The 16,741-nt window shown below is 63.8% G+C and carries 13 protein-coding genes; 4 read left to right on the forward strand and 9 right to left on the reverse strand.

Annotated elements, in window-relative coordinates; translation table 11 throughout:
* Nucleotides 1–9: 9 nt before the first annotated feature.
* The 9 genes from BSY239_RS13915 to BSY239_RS13955 all read right to left on the reverse strand — a co-directional run bounded on the left by BSY239_RS13915 (nucleotide 10) and on the right by BSY239_RS13955 (nucleotide 10,311).
* Nucleotides 10–1,167, reverse strand: coding sequence for an acyl-CoA dehydrogenase family protein (locus tag BSY239_RS13915; protein ID WP_056278421.1), 1,158 nt, complete (start codon nucleotides 1,165–1,167; stop codon nucleotides 10–12).
* Between the two features lie 51 nt (nucleotides 1,168–1,218).
* Entirely contained in the window at nucleotides 1,219–2,001 is a 783-nt protein-coding gene (locus BSY239_RS13920) for an enoyl-CoA hydratase-related protein (RefSeq protein ID WP_056278424.1), read from the reverse strand.
* Nucleotides 2,002–2,032: 31 nt separating this feature from the next.
* Nucleotides 2,033–4,015 (reverse strand): acetoacetate--CoA ligase, encoded by a 1,983-nt coding sequence (locus BSY239_RS13925; RefSeq protein ID WP_069047328.1) that lies wholly within the window; start codon nucleotides 4,013–4,015, stop codon nucleotides 2,033–2,035.
* The gene (locus BSY239_RS13930; RefSeq protein ID WP_069047329.1) at nucleotides 4,012–5,235 is read right to left on the reverse strand and encodes a CaiB/BaiF CoA transferase family protein; all 1,224 of its coding nucleotides are present in this window, start codon (nucleotides 5,233–5,235) and stop codon (nucleotides 4,012–4,014) included. The genes BSY239_RS13925 and BSY239_RS13930 overlap by 4 nt, the downstream gene beginning before the upstream one ends.
* A 14-nt stretch (nucleotides 5,236–5,249) precedes the next feature.
* Nucleotides 5,250–6,038: an enoyl-CoA hydratase/isomerase family protein gene (locus BSY239_RS13935; protein WP_056278432.1), complete on the reverse strand. Its 789-nt coding sequence runs from the start codon at nucleotides 6,036–6,038 to the stop codon at nucleotides 5,250–5,252.
* Nucleotides 6,039–6,260: 222 nt separating this feature from the next.
* Nucleotides 6,261–7,853 carry an AMP-binding protein gene (locus tag BSY239_RS13940; RefSeq protein ID WP_056278436.1) on the reverse strand — a complete coding sequence of 531 codons (1,593 nt, stop codon included), beginning with the start codon at nucleotides 7,851–7,853 and terminating at the stop codon, nucleotides 6,261–6,263.
* A gap of 99 nt (nucleotides 7,854–7,952) precedes the next feature.
* Nucleotides 7,953–8,891 (reverse strand): electron transfer flavoprotein subunit alpha/FixB family protein, encoded by a 939-nt coding sequence (locus BSY239_RS13945; protein WP_069047330.1) that lies wholly within the window; start codon nucleotides 8,889–8,891, stop codon nucleotides 7,953–7,955.
* Complete coding sequence (locus BSY239_RS13950; protein ID WP_056278441.1) at nucleotides 8,891–9,640, reverse strand: electron transfer flavoprotein subunit beta/FixA family protein; 750 nt, start codon at nucleotides 9,638–9,640, stop codon at nucleotides 8,891–8,893. Before BSY239_RS13950 ends, BSY239_RS13945 begins: the two co-directional genes overlap by 1 nt.
* A gap of 65 nt (nucleotides 9,641–9,705) precedes the next feature.
* Nucleotides 9,706–10,311: a TetR/AcrR family transcriptional regulator gene (locus BSY239_RS13955; protein ID WP_056278444.1), complete on the reverse strand. Its 606-nt coding sequence runs from the start codon at nucleotides 10,309–10,311 to the stop codon at nucleotides 9,706–9,708.
* A gap of 151 nt (nucleotides 10,312–10,462) precedes the next feature.
* Between BSY239_RS13955 and BSY239_RS13960 the strand changes: the two genes are divergently transcribed.
* The 4 genes from BSY239_RS13960 (at nucleotide 10,463) to BSY239_RS13975 (ending at nucleotide 16,735) form a co-directional block, all read left to right on the forward strand.
* Nucleotides 10,463–11,599, forward strand: coding sequence for an acyl-CoA dehydrogenase family protein (locus BSY239_RS13960; protein WP_056278445.1), 1,137 nt, complete (start codon nucleotides 10,463–10,465; stop codon nucleotides 11,597–11,599).
* A 78-nt stretch (nucleotides 11,600–11,677) separates the two neighbouring features.
* Nucleotides 11,678–12,886: an acetyl-CoA C-acetyltransferase gene (locus BSY239_RS13965; protein WP_069047331.1), complete on the forward strand. Its 1,209-nt coding sequence runs from the start codon at nucleotides 11,678–11,680 to the stop codon at nucleotides 12,884–12,886.
* 45 nt (nucleotides 12,887–12,931) lie between these two features.
* Nucleotides 12,932–15,064: a 3-hydroxyacyl-CoA dehydrogenase NAD-binding domain-containing protein gene (locus tag BSY239_RS13970; protein WP_056278451.1), complete on the forward strand. Its 2,133-nt coding sequence runs from the start codon at nucleotides 12,932–12,934 to the stop codon at nucleotides 15,062–15,064.
* A 51-nt stretch (nucleotides 15,065–15,115) separates the two neighbouring features.
* Nucleotides 15,116–16,735, forward strand: coding sequence for an acyl-CoA carboxylase subunit beta (locus BSY239_RS13975; RefSeq protein WP_056278454.1), 1,620 nt, complete (start codon nucleotides 15,116–15,118; stop codon nucleotides 16,733–16,735).
* Nucleotides 16,736–16,741 lie beyond the last annotated feature (6 nt).

Genomic DNA, 16,741 nt, shown 5'->3' on the forward strand with positions numbered 1-16,741 from the left:
CAATTTCTTTCAGAATGAGCGCGGCAACTCGAGCACATGCTCGGCCACGTAACTCAGAATCAGGTTGGTGGAGATCGGCGCCACTTGGTACAGCCGGGTTTCGCGGAACTTGCGCTCGATGTCGTATTCGCAGGCAAAGCCAAAGCCGCCATGGGTCTGAATGGCGGTGTTGGCCGCCTCCCAGGAGGCTTTGGCGGCCAGGTACTTGGCCATATTGGCCTCTGCGCCACACGGTTGGTGGGCGTCAAACAGCTCGCAGGCACGCCAGCGCATCAGGTCAGCGGCTTCGGTCTCGATGTGGGCCTCGGCCAAGGGAAACTGCACGCCCTGGTTCTGCCCAATCGGGCGGTCAAACACGCGGCGCTCGCGGGCATAGCGGGCGCTGCGCTCGACGAACCAGCGGGCGTCGCCAATGCACTCGGCGGCAATCAGCGTGCGCTCGGCGTTCAGGCCGTCCAGGATGTACTTGAAACCTTTGCCCTCCTCGCCGATCAGGTTCTCGGCCGGGATTTCGAGGTTGTCGAAGAACAGCTCATTGGTCTCGTGGTTGACCATGTTGCGGATCGGGTTCACAGTCATGCCCTGGCCAATGGCCTGGTGCAGGTCAACGATAAAGATCGACATGCCCTCTGACTTGCGCTTCACATCCTTGAGCGGGGTGGTGCGTGCCAGCAAAATCATCAGATCGGAGTGCTGAATCCGCGAGATCCAGACCTTCTGGCCATTGACCACATAGCGGTCGCCCTGCTTGACTGCGGTGGTCTTGATCTTGGTGGTGTCGGTGCCTGTGGTTGGCTCGGTCACGCCCATGGACTGCAGGCGCAGATCGCCGCTCGCGATTTTTGGCAGGTAGCGGCGCTTTTGCTCGTCCGAGCCATGGCGCAGCAAGGTGCCCATGTTGTACATCTGGCCGTGACAGGCGCCGGCATTGCCGCCGCAGCGGTTGACCTCTTCCATCACCACCGAGGCTTCGGCCAGACCCAAGCCAGCTCCGCCGTACTCCTGCGGAATCATCACCGCCAGCCAGCCGGCCCTGGTCAGCGCGTCCACACACGCCTCGGGGTAAGCACGGGCATCGTCAATCTTGCGAAAGTACTCGTCAGGGAAGCGTTTGAAAAGATCGCGCAGCGCGGCACGCAACTCGGGGTAACGTTCTTGGTTCATCATTTTCAGTCTCTAAAAGTTCCCCGCCGAGCCGCGCAGGACAAAGGTTACCGGTTAGCGGAATTTGCTGAAGTCGGGCTTGCGCTTCTCAAGAAAGGCGCTGGCCCCTTCCTGCTGCTCGCCGGTACTGAAATAGTTAGGTGCCACTTCCTGGATCAGGTCGTTCATGTCCTTGCCCATGATCGGGGCCATGTGGTGGTAGAACGAACGCTTGACAATCTTCAGGCAGGTCGGCGACAGCGACAGCAATTCGTCGCAGTACTTCTGCACCTCTTCGTCGAGTTGGGCCATGGGCACCACCGAGTTGGCCAGACCCCAGTCGAACGCCTGCTTCGCGCTGTAGCGGCGGCACAGCATCCACAGTTCGCGCGCCCGCTTGTGGCCAAGCACATTGGCCGCGTGCGAGACGATATAGCCACCGGCCGGTGAGCCGACGCGTGGCCCGTTCTGACCAAAGATCGCATGCTCGGCGGCAATCGTGAAGTCACAAAAGTAGGCAATGTGGTGACCGGCACCAATGGCATAGCCGTTGACGCGCGCGATCACCGGCTTGGGACATTCGGCGATCTGGCGGTTGAAGTTGAATTCCAGGTCCTGCAGGCCGCTCTTGCCACCTTCGCCCTTTTCCCAGTTGACATCACCGCCGACACAAAAGGCGCGCTCGCCAGCACCGGTCAGCACGATCACGCCGACCTTCGGATCGTCGCCGGCCTGGGCCAGCAGTCGCTCCATGTCCTTGATGGTGTCACCAGTGAAAGCGTTGAGCGTCTTGGGCCGATTGATGGTGATGGTGGCAACGTAATTTTTGACGTCGTAAATGACTTCCTGATCGCTCATGGTGTTTCTTCGTGATATTGGTTGGGGGAAACTATCGGGTCTGCGTGGCACGCACGCGCGCAAACTCAAGAAACCAGTCAAGGCTGGCGGGGTTGGCCAGCGCATCGCGGTTGACCACTTTGTCGATGGGCTGGCCGAGCAGCAGCTTCTTGATCGGCAGTTCGAGCTTCTTGCCGGTGAGCGTGCGCGGCACCTCGGCCACGGGAAACACCTCGTCCGGCACATGGCGCGGCGACGCGGCCGCGCGGATGGCGCTCTTGATGCGCCCGATCAGCGGCGCGTCCAGCGCCACGCCCTGGCGCAGCACGACGAACATCGGCATATAGCTTTCGCGCCCCAGAAACTCAAGATCGACCACCAAACTGTCGAGCACTTCGGGCAGCGCCTCGACCACGCTGTAGATGTCGCTCGTGCCCATGCGCACGCCGTGGCGGTTGATGGTGGTGTCGCTGCGGCCGTAGATGATTGCGCCGCCGCGCGGTGTGATGCGAAGCCAGTCGCCATGCCGCCAGACGCCGGGGTACATGTCGAAATAACTGTCCAGATAGCGCCGGTTGCCGGGGTCGTTCCAGAAGTAGAGGGGCATGGACGGCATGGGCGCGGTGCAGACCAACTCACCCACCTCGTCCACGACCGGCTGGCCCTGCTCGTTGAAGGCCTCGACGCGCGCCCCGAGGCAGCGCCCCTGCATTTCTCCCACGACAACGGGCAGGGTCGGCACGCCGCCGACGAAGGCCCCTGCGAAGTCGGTGCCGCCGGAGATCGGGTTGATCCAGACATCGCGCCCGACATGCTTGGCAATCCACTGGTAGCTTTCCAGGGACAGTGGCGAGCCGGTCGAACCCACGGTGCGCAGCGGCCCCAGCGCGCCCACCTCGCGCGGCTCTACGCCTGTTTTCTGGCAGGCCGCATAAAACGCCGCACCGGCACCCAGAAACGTCACGCCGACTTCCCCCGCGAAGCGCCACAGCGTGGTGTAGTCGGGCCAGGCCGGGGCGCCGTCGTACAGGCAGACCGTCGCCCCCACCAGCAAGCCACCCACCTGGCAGTTCCACATGATCCAGCCCGTGGTGGAAAACCAGTGGAAGCGGTCTTCGGGACCGAGGTCGTTGTGCAGGCGCATCAGCTTGACCTGCTCCAGCACGATGCCGCCATGGCCGTGCACGATGGGTTTGGGCAAGCCGGTGGTGCCCGATGAATACACCACCCACAGCGGGTGGTCGAAAGGCATTGACTCAATGCGCAGTTCAGCTGGGCCGCTGACCACCTCGCTCCAGAGCACGCCACCGCGCAGCGCGCCCACGCTGGCGCTGCGCTCCAGGTAGGGCAGGAGCACGCAGCGCTCGACGCTGGGCAGCCCGTCGAGCAGCATGGCCACGGTGTCGCGCCGGTCGAAGCGCTTGCCACCCCAGCGGTAGCCATCGACCGCGATCAACACCTTCGGATCGATTTGCCGGAAACGGTCCAGCACCGTGGGCGCCCCCATGTCGGGCGAGCACACCGACCAGATCGCCCCCACGGAAACCGTGGCCAGAAAAGCCACGATGGATTGCGGAATATTGGGCAGGTAGGCCACCACGCGGTCGCCCGGCCCCACGCCCGCTGCGCGCAGCCACTGCGCCAGCGCCGCCACTTGGTCCTGCAGCGTGCGCCAAGACATGTCCGCCCGCTCGCCCGCTTCATTGCGAAAAACGATGGCCGGTCTGGCATCCGTAGCGTGCCGGAACACCTGCCGCGCATAGTTGGTGCGCGCGCCCACAAACCATTGCGCGCCCGGCATCTGCCGATCGCTCAGAACCGGGCCATTCCAGTCGTCGAGCGGAAGCTCAAAATAGCCGACGATGGCGCCCCAGAAACCCTCCAAGTCATCCACGGACCATTGCCACAAGGCCTCGTAGCCGGCAAAGCGCACGCCTTTTTCGCGTTCCAGCCATTGTTGGAAACAGGTCAACTCGGCACCCTCGATGCGATCCGCGCTGGGGATCCACAGAATGTCGGGCGAAGTTTTGCTCATGGTTTCCCTACTGCTGCGGTTGCCATGGCAGTTTCGTGCAGGCGCACGACCCCGTCGCGCACCAGTTGGGCAATCTCCGGCCCACCATAGCCCAGTTCGCCCAACACCGGCCCGGTATGCTGCCCCAGCGCGGGAGGTGCCAGCATGTCACCGATCTTGCGCATGCCCGCGGAAAGCTGCGCCGGAAAAGGGATTAGCGGCAGCCCCGGCATCTCAGGATGCTCCACGAAACGGGCGACCAGCACCGGGTCGGCCATGGCCTCGGACACCGTGTTCACCGGACCACAGGGAATATCGGCGGCCTCGAAGGCTGCCACCCAGGTAGCCGCCGAACGGGTGATGAAAATCGCCTCCAGTTCAGCCAGCAGCGCCGGCCGGTTGGCAATGCGCACCGCATTGCGCTGGTAACGCGGATCGTTGAGCCACTCCAGCCGCTCGATGACGGCGCAAAACCGCTTGAACGCACCTTCATTCACCACCGACACGCTGAACCAGGCACCGTCGGAGCCTCGAAAGTGACGGCTCGGCACAGCAATCGGCAGGTTCACCGCACGAACCGGCTCGCGCTGCTCAACCGCATATTCACCCACCTTGCTGGCAAGAAAATTGAACATGGTGTCCACCAGGGACAACTCCACGCGCTGCCCCTGGCCGGTCTGCTGCCAATGCATCACCGCGGCCAGCACGCCCAACGCGCCGCACATGCCGGACGCCACATCGATGATCGGCAAGCCGATACGAACCGGTGGATTGCCCTCTTCCCCGCTGGCGTAGAAGGCCCCCGTCATGCCCTGCACCACGCTGTCGACCGAGGGCCTGAGCCGGTAGTCGCCCTGCTCACCGAAGGCGCTGACCATGTAGTACACCAGCGTCGGGTTGATGCGCCGCACCGCGTCGTAGGTCAGCGCATGTGTCTCGGCAAAGTCGGGGCGAAAGTTGTGCACCAGAACCTGGGCTTTTGAAATCAACCGCTCCAGCACCGAGCGCCCGGCAGGGGTGCGTATGTCCAGCGCGATCGACTCCTTGCCCCGGTTGCAGGTCATGAAAGCGACGCTGGAGTCGCCATAAAACGGCGGGCCAAAATGCCGCCCCTCCTCGCCGGTGATCGCCTCGACCTTGATGACGCGCGCGCCCAGATCGGCCAGCACCATGGCCGCGTAAGGCCCGGCAATCAAGCGGGACAGATCGATGACGGTGATGCCACTCAGAATGCCTTGCACGGCGCCGCCCTTTTTTACTTGCTGGCGCGCGAGCGGGTGCGGAAAGCCGCAATGCCGGCGCGATGCTCAGGCGTGTCTTCGAGCACCGCCATGTGCGAGGACACCATGTCCAAGTGCGTGGCGAGCGCCATGGTCTGGCTTTGGTAGACGGCGCGGCGAAAAAAGCGTACCGCCTGCTGCGGCTTGGCGGCAATGGTGCGCGCCATATCGTAGGTGGCGGTCATCAGTTCGGCATCGGGCACCACGCGATTGACCATGCCAATGCGTTCGGCCTCTTCCGCCCCCACCACGCGACCGGTCCAGAACAACTCAAGCGCGCGCGCGGTGCCAATCAGGCGCGGCAAGTACCAGGCACCGGCATCACCAGCCATCAGTCCGATGTTGATATAACTCTCGGCAAGCGTGGCTGAGCTGGCCATCAAACGGATATCGCACATCAAAGCCATGTCGCAGCCAGCGCCTCGCGCAGCGCCGTTGACAGCGGCAATGACCGGTTTTTCCATCCGCTCCAGCGTGAGCGCAATGCGATGCACGTGGCGGTACAGAAAATCCTTGCGTCCCATGCTGTCCATTTCGCTGAATTTGGCCATCTCCTCGAAATCGCCGCCGGCACAAAAAGCACGACCGGCACCGGTGACGACGATGACCTTGACTCGCTCATCAGCTTCGGCCTGCTCAAGTGCTGCGCGCCAAGCATCCACCATCTCAAGATCGAAGGCATTGAGCTGATCGGGCCGGTTGAGGGTCAGGGTCGCAATGCCGTCGGCATCAACCGCAAGCAAGATGGCAGGAACGACGGACATGGAAAACCTTTCTGACGGTGGGATGAACAAGGATCAAGGATCAAGGATCAAGGATCAAGGGCGACTGTCCGCGCCTGCCGGAAACCGGCTGGTTTCGATAAAGGTCATGCGAACATATTGACAGAACGGTGGTTAGTTAGGACCTCAAGCCGAAGCACGCCTTGCAAGCAGCCTGGTCACAGGCGCGGGCGTGTGTTGCACACCCCATGACCTTCCCGACACCTATCGTTCAATGTCCTCGTACAGGGCGCGATAGCTGTCACGCAGCGGATGCTTTTGAATCTTGCCGGTGGAGGTCATCGGCAAGGCATCGACGATGCGGATCGCCTTGGGCACCTCAAAGCCACCGAGATGCTCCTTGCAGTGGTTGATCAACTCGGCCTCGTCGGCCTGCGCCCCTGGCTTGAGCACCACGAAGGCGGTGACCGCCTCGACCCAGCGCGGGTGCGGCAAACCTACCGCCGCCACATTGGCCACCGCCGGGTGGCGCAGCAACGTGGCCTCGACCTTGATGGACGGCACGTTTTCGCCGCCGGTCTTGATCATGTCCTTCTTGCGGTCCCTGAACATCATCTGGCCATCGACCCACATGCCGAGGTCACCGGTGTGGTGCCAGCCGAAAGCGCGTGCCTCGGCGGTGGCTTCGGGATTTTTGTAGTAGCCCTCCATCACGTTCGGACCGCGGTGCACGATCTCGCCGACCTCGCCGGGGCCGAGCAGCTGGCCCGCGTCGTCCATCACCGCCGTGTCGTTGATCAATGCACTGGCGCCCCAGTAGGAACCAAAGCGTTTAAGCTGCTCTTCGGGCCGGAAGGCCATGGTGAGCGGGTACATCTCGGTCTGGCCGGTGGCCAATGAGTAATTCGGGCAGAACTCGGCGATCAGGCGGCGCAGCAGGGTCTCGGCCATGGGCGCCATGGCGTACACGCACATGCGCAGGCTCGACAGGTCGCGCCCCGGGCGCGAGGGATGATCGAGCATGGCCTGGTGCATCAGCGGCAAGCCCACCAGCAAGGTCACCCGTTCACGCTCGATGGCGTCGAGCATGGCGGCGGGTTCGAAAGCGCGCATCACAATCACCGTGCCGCCGCCCGCCAGCACGCCGCACATCAGCGTGTGCTGGGCGCAATGAAAGAGGGGCAGCACGGCAATGTTCACGGCATCGCGCCACACCCCCAACTCAAGCGCGTTGTTCATCGCTGCCATCACCACCGACAAATGGCTTTGCATCACCCCTTTAGGGCGGCCGGTGGTTCCGCTGGTGTACATGATCTGGGCTACGTCGCGGTCATGAATTTCGACCTCGGACTCAGTGGCAGACTGCGCAGCAATCGCTGCAGCGAAGCTGCAGAAAGCCCCAGCCCCCTCGCCTTCCAGCACCCATCCGCGACCGGGCTGCGCCTCGATGGCTGCACGCAACTCCGGGCGCACCAGCAGAGCGGCATCCACCAGCAGGAAGCGCGCCTCAGAGTGGTCGATGATGTAGCGAACGTCATCCAGCCCCAGGCCCGTGTTGATCGGCACCCAGATCAGGCCGGCGCGATGGATGCCGAACATGGCCACCAGGAACTCAAGCGAGTTATTGCATAGCGTGGTCACGCGGTCACCTCGCACCAAGCCAGCGGCCAGCAAGGCATTGGCGCAGCGGGTCACGCGCTCATCGAGCTCACCGTAGCTCATGCTCTGATCGCCGAGCACGAACGCCGTCTTGGCGCGGTCTCGCGCTGCCGAGCGGCGCAGGAAGTCGCCGATGGCCACGCGGGCAATTGCGCCAGGGGATGGCACATCAGCGATGACGGAGGTTGATGGGCTCATGATCGATGTCTCCTACTTTTTGAATTGTTTGGCCGGTGCCGCCGACCATACTGCCAGGAACAGGCCTGGCCTCTGCTTTACCTCGGCATCCGCTGCAACCTATAACGCAGTCACCAATTCGGGCACCGCTGTGAACAGATCCGCCACCAGCCCATAGTCGGCCACCTGGAAGATCGGCGCTTCGGCGTCCTTGTTGATCGCAACGATCACCTTGCTGTCCTTCATGCCGGCCAGGTGCTGGATGGCGCCCGAGATGCCAACCGCCACGTACAACTGGGGTGCCACGATCTTGCCGGTCTGGCCGACCTGGTAGTCGTTGGGCGCGTAGCCGGCGTCGACGGCGGCGCGCGAGGCGCCGATCGCCGCGCCAAGCTTGTCGGCCAGCGGCTCCAGCACGGCGTGAAACTTGTCGGCCGCGCCCAGTCCGCGTCCGCCCGATACGATGACCGATGCAGCGGCGAGTTCCGGGCGCTCCAGCTTCACCACCTCACGCCCGACCAGGGTGGTCAAGCCGAGATCGCCAGCCGCGTCCAGCGTCTCGACCGCTGCCGTGCCGCCCGCACCGACCGGGTCGAAGGCGGTGGTGCGAATGCTCAGCACCTTGATGGCATCCTTCGATTGCACGCGGGCCAGCGCGTTGCCGGCATAGAACGGGCGCAGGAAGGTGTCGGGCGACTCGATCGCGATCACGTCCGACACCTGGGAGGCGTCCAGCAAGGCCGCCACGCGCGGCAGCACGTTCTTGCCAAAGGCGGTGGCTGGCGCCAGCACATGGGTGTAGCCGACATCGGCGCGCACGCGTGAGCGCACCAGCTCGGCCAGGTTCTCGGCCAGGTGGGCCTCTAGGTGCGCCGCGTCAACGTGCAGCACCTTGCTCACGCCCGCAACCGCCGCCGCAGTCTGGGCCACGGCAGCGCAGTTGCGGCCCGCCACCAGCACATGAATGTCGCCGCCGATGCGCGTGGCGGCGGCAATCGTGTTCAGCGTGGCCGCTTTGAGTACGGCGTTGTCGTGTTCCGCAATGATCAGGGTTGTCATCAGATCACCTTCGCTTCTTCTTTGAGTCGTTTGACGAGTTCGGCCGGGTCGGCCACCTTGATGCCGGCCTTGCGGGTCGGCGGCTCGCTGACGTGCAGGGTCACGGTGCGTGGCGCAATGTCGATGCCGAGCTCGGCCGCCTTGATCACCTCCATCGGCTTTTTCTTGGCCTTCATGATGTTGGGCAGCGTGATGAAGCGCGGCTCGTTCAGGCGCAGGTCGGTCGTGATCACGGCCGGCAGCTTCATGGCCAGGGTTTCCAGGCCACCGTCGATCTCGCGAGTGATGGTGGCCGTGTCGCCGCTGATCTGCACCTTGGAGGCGAAGCTGGCCTGGGCCCAGCCCATCAGCGCGCCAAACATCTGGCCAGTCTGGCCAGCGTCGTCATCAATCGCCTGCTTGCCGAAGATGGCGAACTGCACACCTTCTTTTTGGGCCACATGCTGCATCAGCTTGGCCACCGCGAGCGGTTCGAGCGCGGCGTCAGTTTCAACCAGCACGGCGCGATCAGCGCCGATGGCCATGGCGCTGCGCAGCGTTTCCTGGCAAGCCGCCGGGCCACAGGAAACAACGATCACTTCAGAAGCGACACCGGCCTCCCTGAGGCGCACCGCCTCTTCGCAGGCGATCTCGTCGAAAGGGTTCATGGACAACTTCTGGTTCGCGAGATCGACTCCCGAACCGTCGGACTTGACGCGGGCCTTGACGTTGTAGTCCAGCACCCGCTTGACGGCGACCAATATCTTCACTTTATCTCCATGTGACTAAAAATAAACAATTGAAAACGGTAAGATGAAAGCCGAATCCGGCCCGTTCAATCACGGCTCACTCCCGATGCGGCCACACGAGGAAACAGCATCGCGTACATGCGCTGCGCCAACGCATCGATGTCCAGACGCCCGCCAGGCCGGTACCACTGCGCCGTCCAGTTGAGGGCACCGAGAACTGTCTGGCGCACCAACACGACATCTGTATCGACCAGGCCCAGCGCCGCAGCCTCGCTGATCGGCGTCATCCACAAGGTCTCGTAGGCGTCGCGCGATGCCATCACCCGGGTCTGGGCGGCCGGCGAAAGGCTGCGCCACTCATAGAGCAGCACGGTCATGGCGTCGAGCCTCGTACCCAGCAAAGCCTTCAGGTGGCTGCGCACCATCGACAGCAGCCGCTCGGGCAAGCGAACTTCGCCAGCCAGCCCGTCGCGCACCGACCGCATGATGTCGCGAACACCCTCCTCCATGATCGCCACCAGCAGATCCTCCTTGGTCGCGAAATGGTAGAAGAGCGAGCCTGAAGTCATGCCCATGGCTTGGGCAATCTCGCGCACCGAAGTGCGCTCAAAACCCTGGCGCCGGAACCGGCTCGCCGCGGCCGCCAGGATCGCATCTCTGCGCGAGAGTGGGTTGTCTTGCTCCTTTGCCATGCCGTATACTATATCATCTAACAAGCGTTTGGTCGATTGGTTTGTCTATCGTGCGTTGGGTGCTTCCGGCGCTTTCCCACGTGGACGAGCAACTCTTCGCGACCGTCGGCCATGCCAGTGCCAATGCCAATCGAACTTCATGGACAGACCCATGCTCAACCGCACCCTCTTCGGTGAAGAACACGAACTCTTCCGGGACCAGGCACGTCGCTTTCTGGAAGAAGAAGTCATACCTCATCACGCCGGCTGGGAAAACGATGGCATCGTGCCGCGCGCCGTCTGGCGCAAGGCCGGCGCCGCCGGCCTGCTGTGCCCCGCCATACCCGAGCAATACGGAGGCGGTGGCGGTACGCGCCTGCACAGTGCTGTGCTCATTGAAGAAGTCTCGCGCGCCGGCACCAGCGGCATTGGCTTCGGCCTGCACTCCGACATCGTGGCACCCTACATCCTGGCCTACGGCACCGAGGCGCAAAAGCGCAACTGGCTGCCGAAGATGGCCACCGGCGAAGTGATTGGCGCCATCGCCATGACTGAGCCGGGCGCGGGCAGCGACCTGCAAAGCGTGCGCACCAGTGCGGTCCGTGACGGCGACGAACTTGTGATCAATGGTCAAAAGACCTTTATCACCAACGGCCAGAACGCCGACGTGGTGATCGTTGTCGCCAAGACCGACCCGACGCAAGGCGCCAAGGGAACCTCGCTGGTGCTGGTCGAGACCAATCGCCCCGGCTTCACGCGCGGGCGCAATCTCGAAAAAATCGGCATGAAGGCGCAGGACACCTCGGAACTCTTCTTCGAAGACGTGCGCGTGCCGGCCAGCAACATCCTCGGCGGGGATGGCAAGGGCTTTTTCCTGCTGATGCAGGAACTGGCCTGGGAGCGCATGCAGATCGCCATCGGCGCGGTGGCGGGCGCCGAGGCCGCGCTCGAATGGACCCTGGCCTACACCAAGGATCGCAAGGCCTTCGGCCAGCGCGTGATCGATTTCCAGCACAACCGCTTCAAGCTCGCCGAAATGAAAACCGAGGTGCAGATCGCACAGGTCTTTGTCGACCGTCTGCTCGGCCTGCTGATGGACGGTCAACTTGATGCCGCCACCGCCGCGATGGCCAAGTACTGGACCACCGACCTGCACTGCAAGGTGATCGACCAATGCCTGCAGATGTTCGGCGGCTTCGGCTACATGTGGGAGTACCCGATTGCCCGCGCCTATGCGGATGCGCGCGTCGCGCGCATCTACGGTGGCGCCAACGAAATCATGAAGGAAATCATCAGCCGCACGCTGTAGCAACTGCTGCCAGCCGCCTGCCGCTCTTCCGCCCTCTTGCCTATCGCATCCCCAGATTCAGAAAGAAGGAAACCCAACATGACCGAAGCATTCATTTTCGACGCCGTGCGCACGCCGCGCGGCAAGGGCCGCAGCTCGGGTGCGCTGCACGGCACCACGCCCATCAGTTTGGCCATTACCGCGCTGCAGGCACTACGCGACCGCAACACCCTGGACACCGCCTTCGTGGACGACATCATCCTCGGCTGCGTCGAACCCGCCGGTGAGCAAGGCGCCAACATCGCGCGCGTTGCGGCCATTGCCGCCGGGTACCACGAAAGCGCTGCCGGCGTGCAGGTCAATCGCTTTTGCGCCTCGGGCCTGGAGGCCTGCAACATGGCCGCCGCCAAGGTGATGTCGGGTCAGTCGCCACTGGTCATCGGCGGCGGCGTGGAGAGCATGAGCCGTGTGCCCATGGGCACCAGCGGCGGTGCCTGGGCGATTGACCCAGCGGTGGCGATTCCGACCTATTTCGTGCCGCAGGGCATTTCGGCCGATCTGATTGCCACGCTTTACGGCCACAGCCGCAGCGACGTCGACAGCTACGCGGTCGAAAGCCAGCGCCGCGCCGCACTCGCCTGGGCCGAGAGCCGCTTCGCCAATTCGATCGTTCCCGTGAAGGATGTGAACGGTTGCATCGTGCTTGAGCGCGACGAACACATGCGCGCCGAAACCACGCTGGAGTCGCTGGCCAAGCTGGAGCCTGCTTTCAAGGTGCAGGGCGAGAAATACGGCTTCGACGCGGTGGCCATTCAGCGTTATCCCGAGATCGAGCGCATGGTGCACGTGCACCATGCCGGCAACTCATCGGGCATTGTTGACGGCGCGGCTGCGGTGCTGGTCGGCAACGCCGAAGTCGGCAAACGGCTGAGCCTGAAAGCCCGTGCCCGCATCCGCTCGTTCGCCTCCATCGGCAGCGAGCCCACCATCATGCTGACCGGCCCCTCCTATTCGGCGGAAAAGGCGCTCAAGCTCGCTGGCATGAAGGCCAGCGACATCGACCTCTATGAACTGAACGAAGCCTTCGCCTCAGTCGTGCTGCGTTTCATGGAAGTGATGAAAGTCACGCACGACAAGATGAACGTCAACGGCGGGGCGATTGCGATGGGGCACCCCCTGGGCGCGACTGGCGCGATGATTCTGGGCACCCTGCTCGACGAACTCGAGCGGCGCAACCTGTCGACCGGCCTGGTCACGCTGTGCGTGGGCGCCGGCATGGGCACAGCCACCATCATCGAGCGCGTCTGAAGCCTCGGCACGACGTGAACCTCATCACAGACCTGGATCACCAACATGACGATTGACTACAAGCTTGATGCCGATGGCATCGCCACCATCACCTGGGCCATGCAGGACGTGCCCATGAACGTCCTCAACGAGCAATCCATTCCTGCCTTCTCCGACGCCGTGCGCAGGGCCGTCGCGGACGCTGCCGTCAAGGGCGTGATCGTCACCTCTTCCAAGCCCGAGTTCATCGCCGGTGCCGACCTCAACATGATGCTCGCCATCACGGACGTTGCCGAAATGATGGACTTCGTCACCCAGTTGCACGCCCTGATGCGCGGCATTGAGAAAAGCGGCAAGCCCTTCGTCGCGGCCCTCAACGGCACCACGCTGGGCGGCGGCTACGAGGTCGCGCTGGCCTGCCACCGACGCATCGCCGCCGACAACCCCAAGGCCCAGATCGGCCTGCCCGAGGTGGGCCTTGGCCTGCTGCCCGGCGGCGGCGGCACGCAGCGTCTGCCGCGCATGATCGGTGTGCGCAACGCGCTGCCCTTCCTGCTCGAAGGCAAAAAGCTCGCCCCGCAAAAAGCCCTGGATGCGGGTCTGGTCGATGAAGTCGTGCCGGCCGACCAACTGCTGGCCCGCGCCAGGCAGTGGCTGCTGACTGACGGTGCCGCTGCCGCTGTTCAGCCCTGGGACCGCAAGGGTTTCAAGCTGCCGGGCGGCGCCGTGCAAAGCCCCATGGGCTACGACACTTTGACCGCTGGCAACGCCATGCTGCGCGCCAAGACCTTTGGCAACTATCCCGCACCTGAGGCGATCTTGAACTGCGTCTACAACGGCTGCCAGATCGACATCGACACCGGCTGCAAGGTCGAGATGCGCGAGTTCGTCAAGCTGACGACCGGCAAAGAGGCCAAGAACATGATCCGCTCGCTGTTCTTTGGCATCCCCGCCGCCAGCAAGCTGGCCTCCCGGCCCAAGGGCGTGCCTCAGGCCAGCTACCGCAAGGTCGGCATTCTGGGGGCTGGCATGATGGGCGCGGGCATTGCCTTCGCCGCCGCCGAGGTCGGCATGGAAGTGGTGCTGCTCGACAGCAGCACCGACAGCGCGGCCAAGGGCAAGGCCTACAGCGAGAACCTGTGGAACAAGCGCGTGGCCGCCAAGCGCATGACCGAGGCCGAGTGCACTGCCAAGCTAACCCTGATCAAGCCGACCACCGACTTCGCCGACCTGACAGGCTGTGACATTGTGGTCGAAGCGGTGTTTGAAGACCGCGCCATCAAGGCCGACGTGACGCGCAAGGCCGAGGCGGTGATCGCCCCCGGCGCCCTCTTCGCCTCCAACACCAGCACCCTGCCCATCAGCGGGCTGGCCGAGGCGTCCGCACGTCCGGCCAACTTCATCGGCCTGCATTTTTTCTCGCCAGTCGACAAGATGCCGCTGGTGGAGATCATTCGCGGCCAGGCCACCAGTGACGAATGCCTGGCCCGTGCCATGGACTTCGTCAAGGCGATCCGCAAGACGCCCATCGTCGTCAATGACAGCCGCGGCTTCTACACCAGCCGGGTGTTCTCGACCTACGTCGGCGAAGGCCTGGCGCTGCTGGCCGAAGGCGTGAAGCCGGCGCTGATCGACAACGCCGGGCGCATGGCCGGCATGCCGGTGGGGCCGCTGGCGCTGGCCGACGAAGTCTCGCTCGAATTGATGGCGCGCATCCGGAAACAGACCGCCACCGACCTCGGCAAGGCCTACCAGCGCAGCGCCGTCGACGACGTCTGCGACCGCATGGTGGACCAGCTGGGACGACTGGGTAAAAAAACCGGCAAAGGTTTCTACGACTACCCACAAGATGGCCAGAAACAACTGTGGGCAGGCCTGGCGCAGGCGTTCCCGCTGGCGGCCACGCAACCCACGGTCGAAGAGGTCAAGCAGCGCCTGATGTTCATCCAGTCCGTCGAAACAGCACGCTGCCTCGAAGAAAAAGTTCTGCTGGCACCAATCGATGCCGATGTCGGCGCGATCCTGGGCTGGGGCTTCCCAGCCTACCTGGGTGGCCCGATCGGCCAGATCCACAGCCAGGGGGTGTCCGCCTTTGTCAAAGTCTGCGAGAGCCTGGCAGAGCGGCACGGTGCGCGCTTCGCGCCGCCGCAGTTGCTGCGCCGCATGGCCGCCCAGGGTGAGCGTTTTTACGACCTGTAAGCAGGCCTGTGACCCCATTCGTTCACTGCGACCTTTCAGCGAGAACCGCCCATGCCCGCCATTCAAAGTCAAGTCGACCCGCAGTCAGAGAGCTTCCAGCGCGAGCGCGCACAGATGCTCGCGCTGATCGACAGTTTCCGCACGCTCGAAGACCGTGTGCGCAACACGTCGAACAGCCAAGAAGCCAAGTTCCGCGCCCGCAAACAGCTGCTGCCGCGTGAGCGCATCGCGCTGCTGCTCGACCGCGGCTCGTCGTGGCTGGAGTTTTCGACCCTGGCCGGCTTCAGGATGCACGACGACGACGGCGAGAAGAACGTGCTGGGGGGCGGGATCATCTGCGGCATCGGGGTGGTGTCGGGCATCCGTTGCGTGGTGATCGCATCCGACAGCGCGATCAAGGGCGGCACCATCACACCGATGGGCATGAAGAAGAGCCTTCGCGCCGAAGCCATCGCACTGGAGAACAAACTGCCAGTGGTGCGACTGGTCGAGTCCGGCGGCGCCAACCTGATGCATGTGGGCGAGGTGTTCATTGAAGGCGGCCGCGGCTTCGCCAACCAGGCGCGGCTATCGGCCAGGGGCATTCCACAGGTCTGCGTGATGCACGGCCACTCAACTGCCGGCGGCGCCTACCTTCCGGGCATGTCCGACTATGTGATCATGGTGCGCGGCCGTGCAAAGGCTTTCCTGGCCGGCCCACCCTTGCTAAAAGCCGCCACCGGCGAGATCGCCACCGACGAAGAGCTGGGCGGCGCCGAGATGCACTGTTCGATGTCGGGCGTGGCCGAGTACCTGGCCGAGGACGATGCGGACGGCATCCGCATCGCACGCGACATCTTGGCGCGGCTGCCGTGGAACGACCGCTTGCCGATGCGCGCGGTGAAGACCTGGAAAGAGCCGCGTTATCCGGTCGAGCAACTGGCGGGCGTGGTGCCGGTTGACTTTCGCCAGCCCTACGACATGCGCGAAGTGCTGGCGCGGGTGATCGACGACTCCGACTTCCTCGAATTCAAATCGTTGTACGGCTCCAGTACCGTGTGCGGCCATGGTGCCATCGAGGGATACCCTTGCGGCTTCATCGGCAACAACGGGCCCATTGATCCGCAAGGCGCCACCAAGGCGACCCAGTTCATCCAGTTGTGCTGCCAGTCGGGCACCCCGATCGTCTATCTGCAGAACACCACCGGCTTCATGGTCGGCAAGGATGTGGAGCAGGTCGGCATGATCAAGCATGGCGCCAAGATGATCCAGGCCGTGGCCAATGCCACCGTGCCGCAAATCACCGTGATGACAGGTGCCTCCTTCGGTGCCGGCAACTACGGCATGTGTGGCCGCGCCTACGATCCGCGCTTCGTGTTCGCCTGGCCCAACGCGCGGGTGGCTGTGATGGGCGGCGAGCAGGCCGCCACCGTGATGCGCATCGTCACCGAAGAAAAATTTGCCCGCACCGGCAAGGAGCCACCCGCCGAAACCATGGCCACCATGAAAAGCGAGATCCTGGCACGTTTTGACCTCGAATCGCATTCGCTGTTTGCCACCGCGCGCCTGTGGGACGACGGCATCATCGACCCGCGCGACACCCGCCGCGCGCTCGCCACCACCCTGGCGGTGTGTCGGGAAGCCGGGTTGCGGCCCTTGCTTTCGAACACCTTTGGCGTGGCACGGATGTGAGAACCC

Origin of the sequence: Hydrogenophaga sp. RAC07 (assembly GCF_001713375.1) — a bacterium.
In the GTDB taxonomy this organism is placed as follows: Bacteria; Pseudomonadota; Gammaproteobacteria; order Burkholderiales; family Burkholderiaceae_C; genus Hydrogenophaga.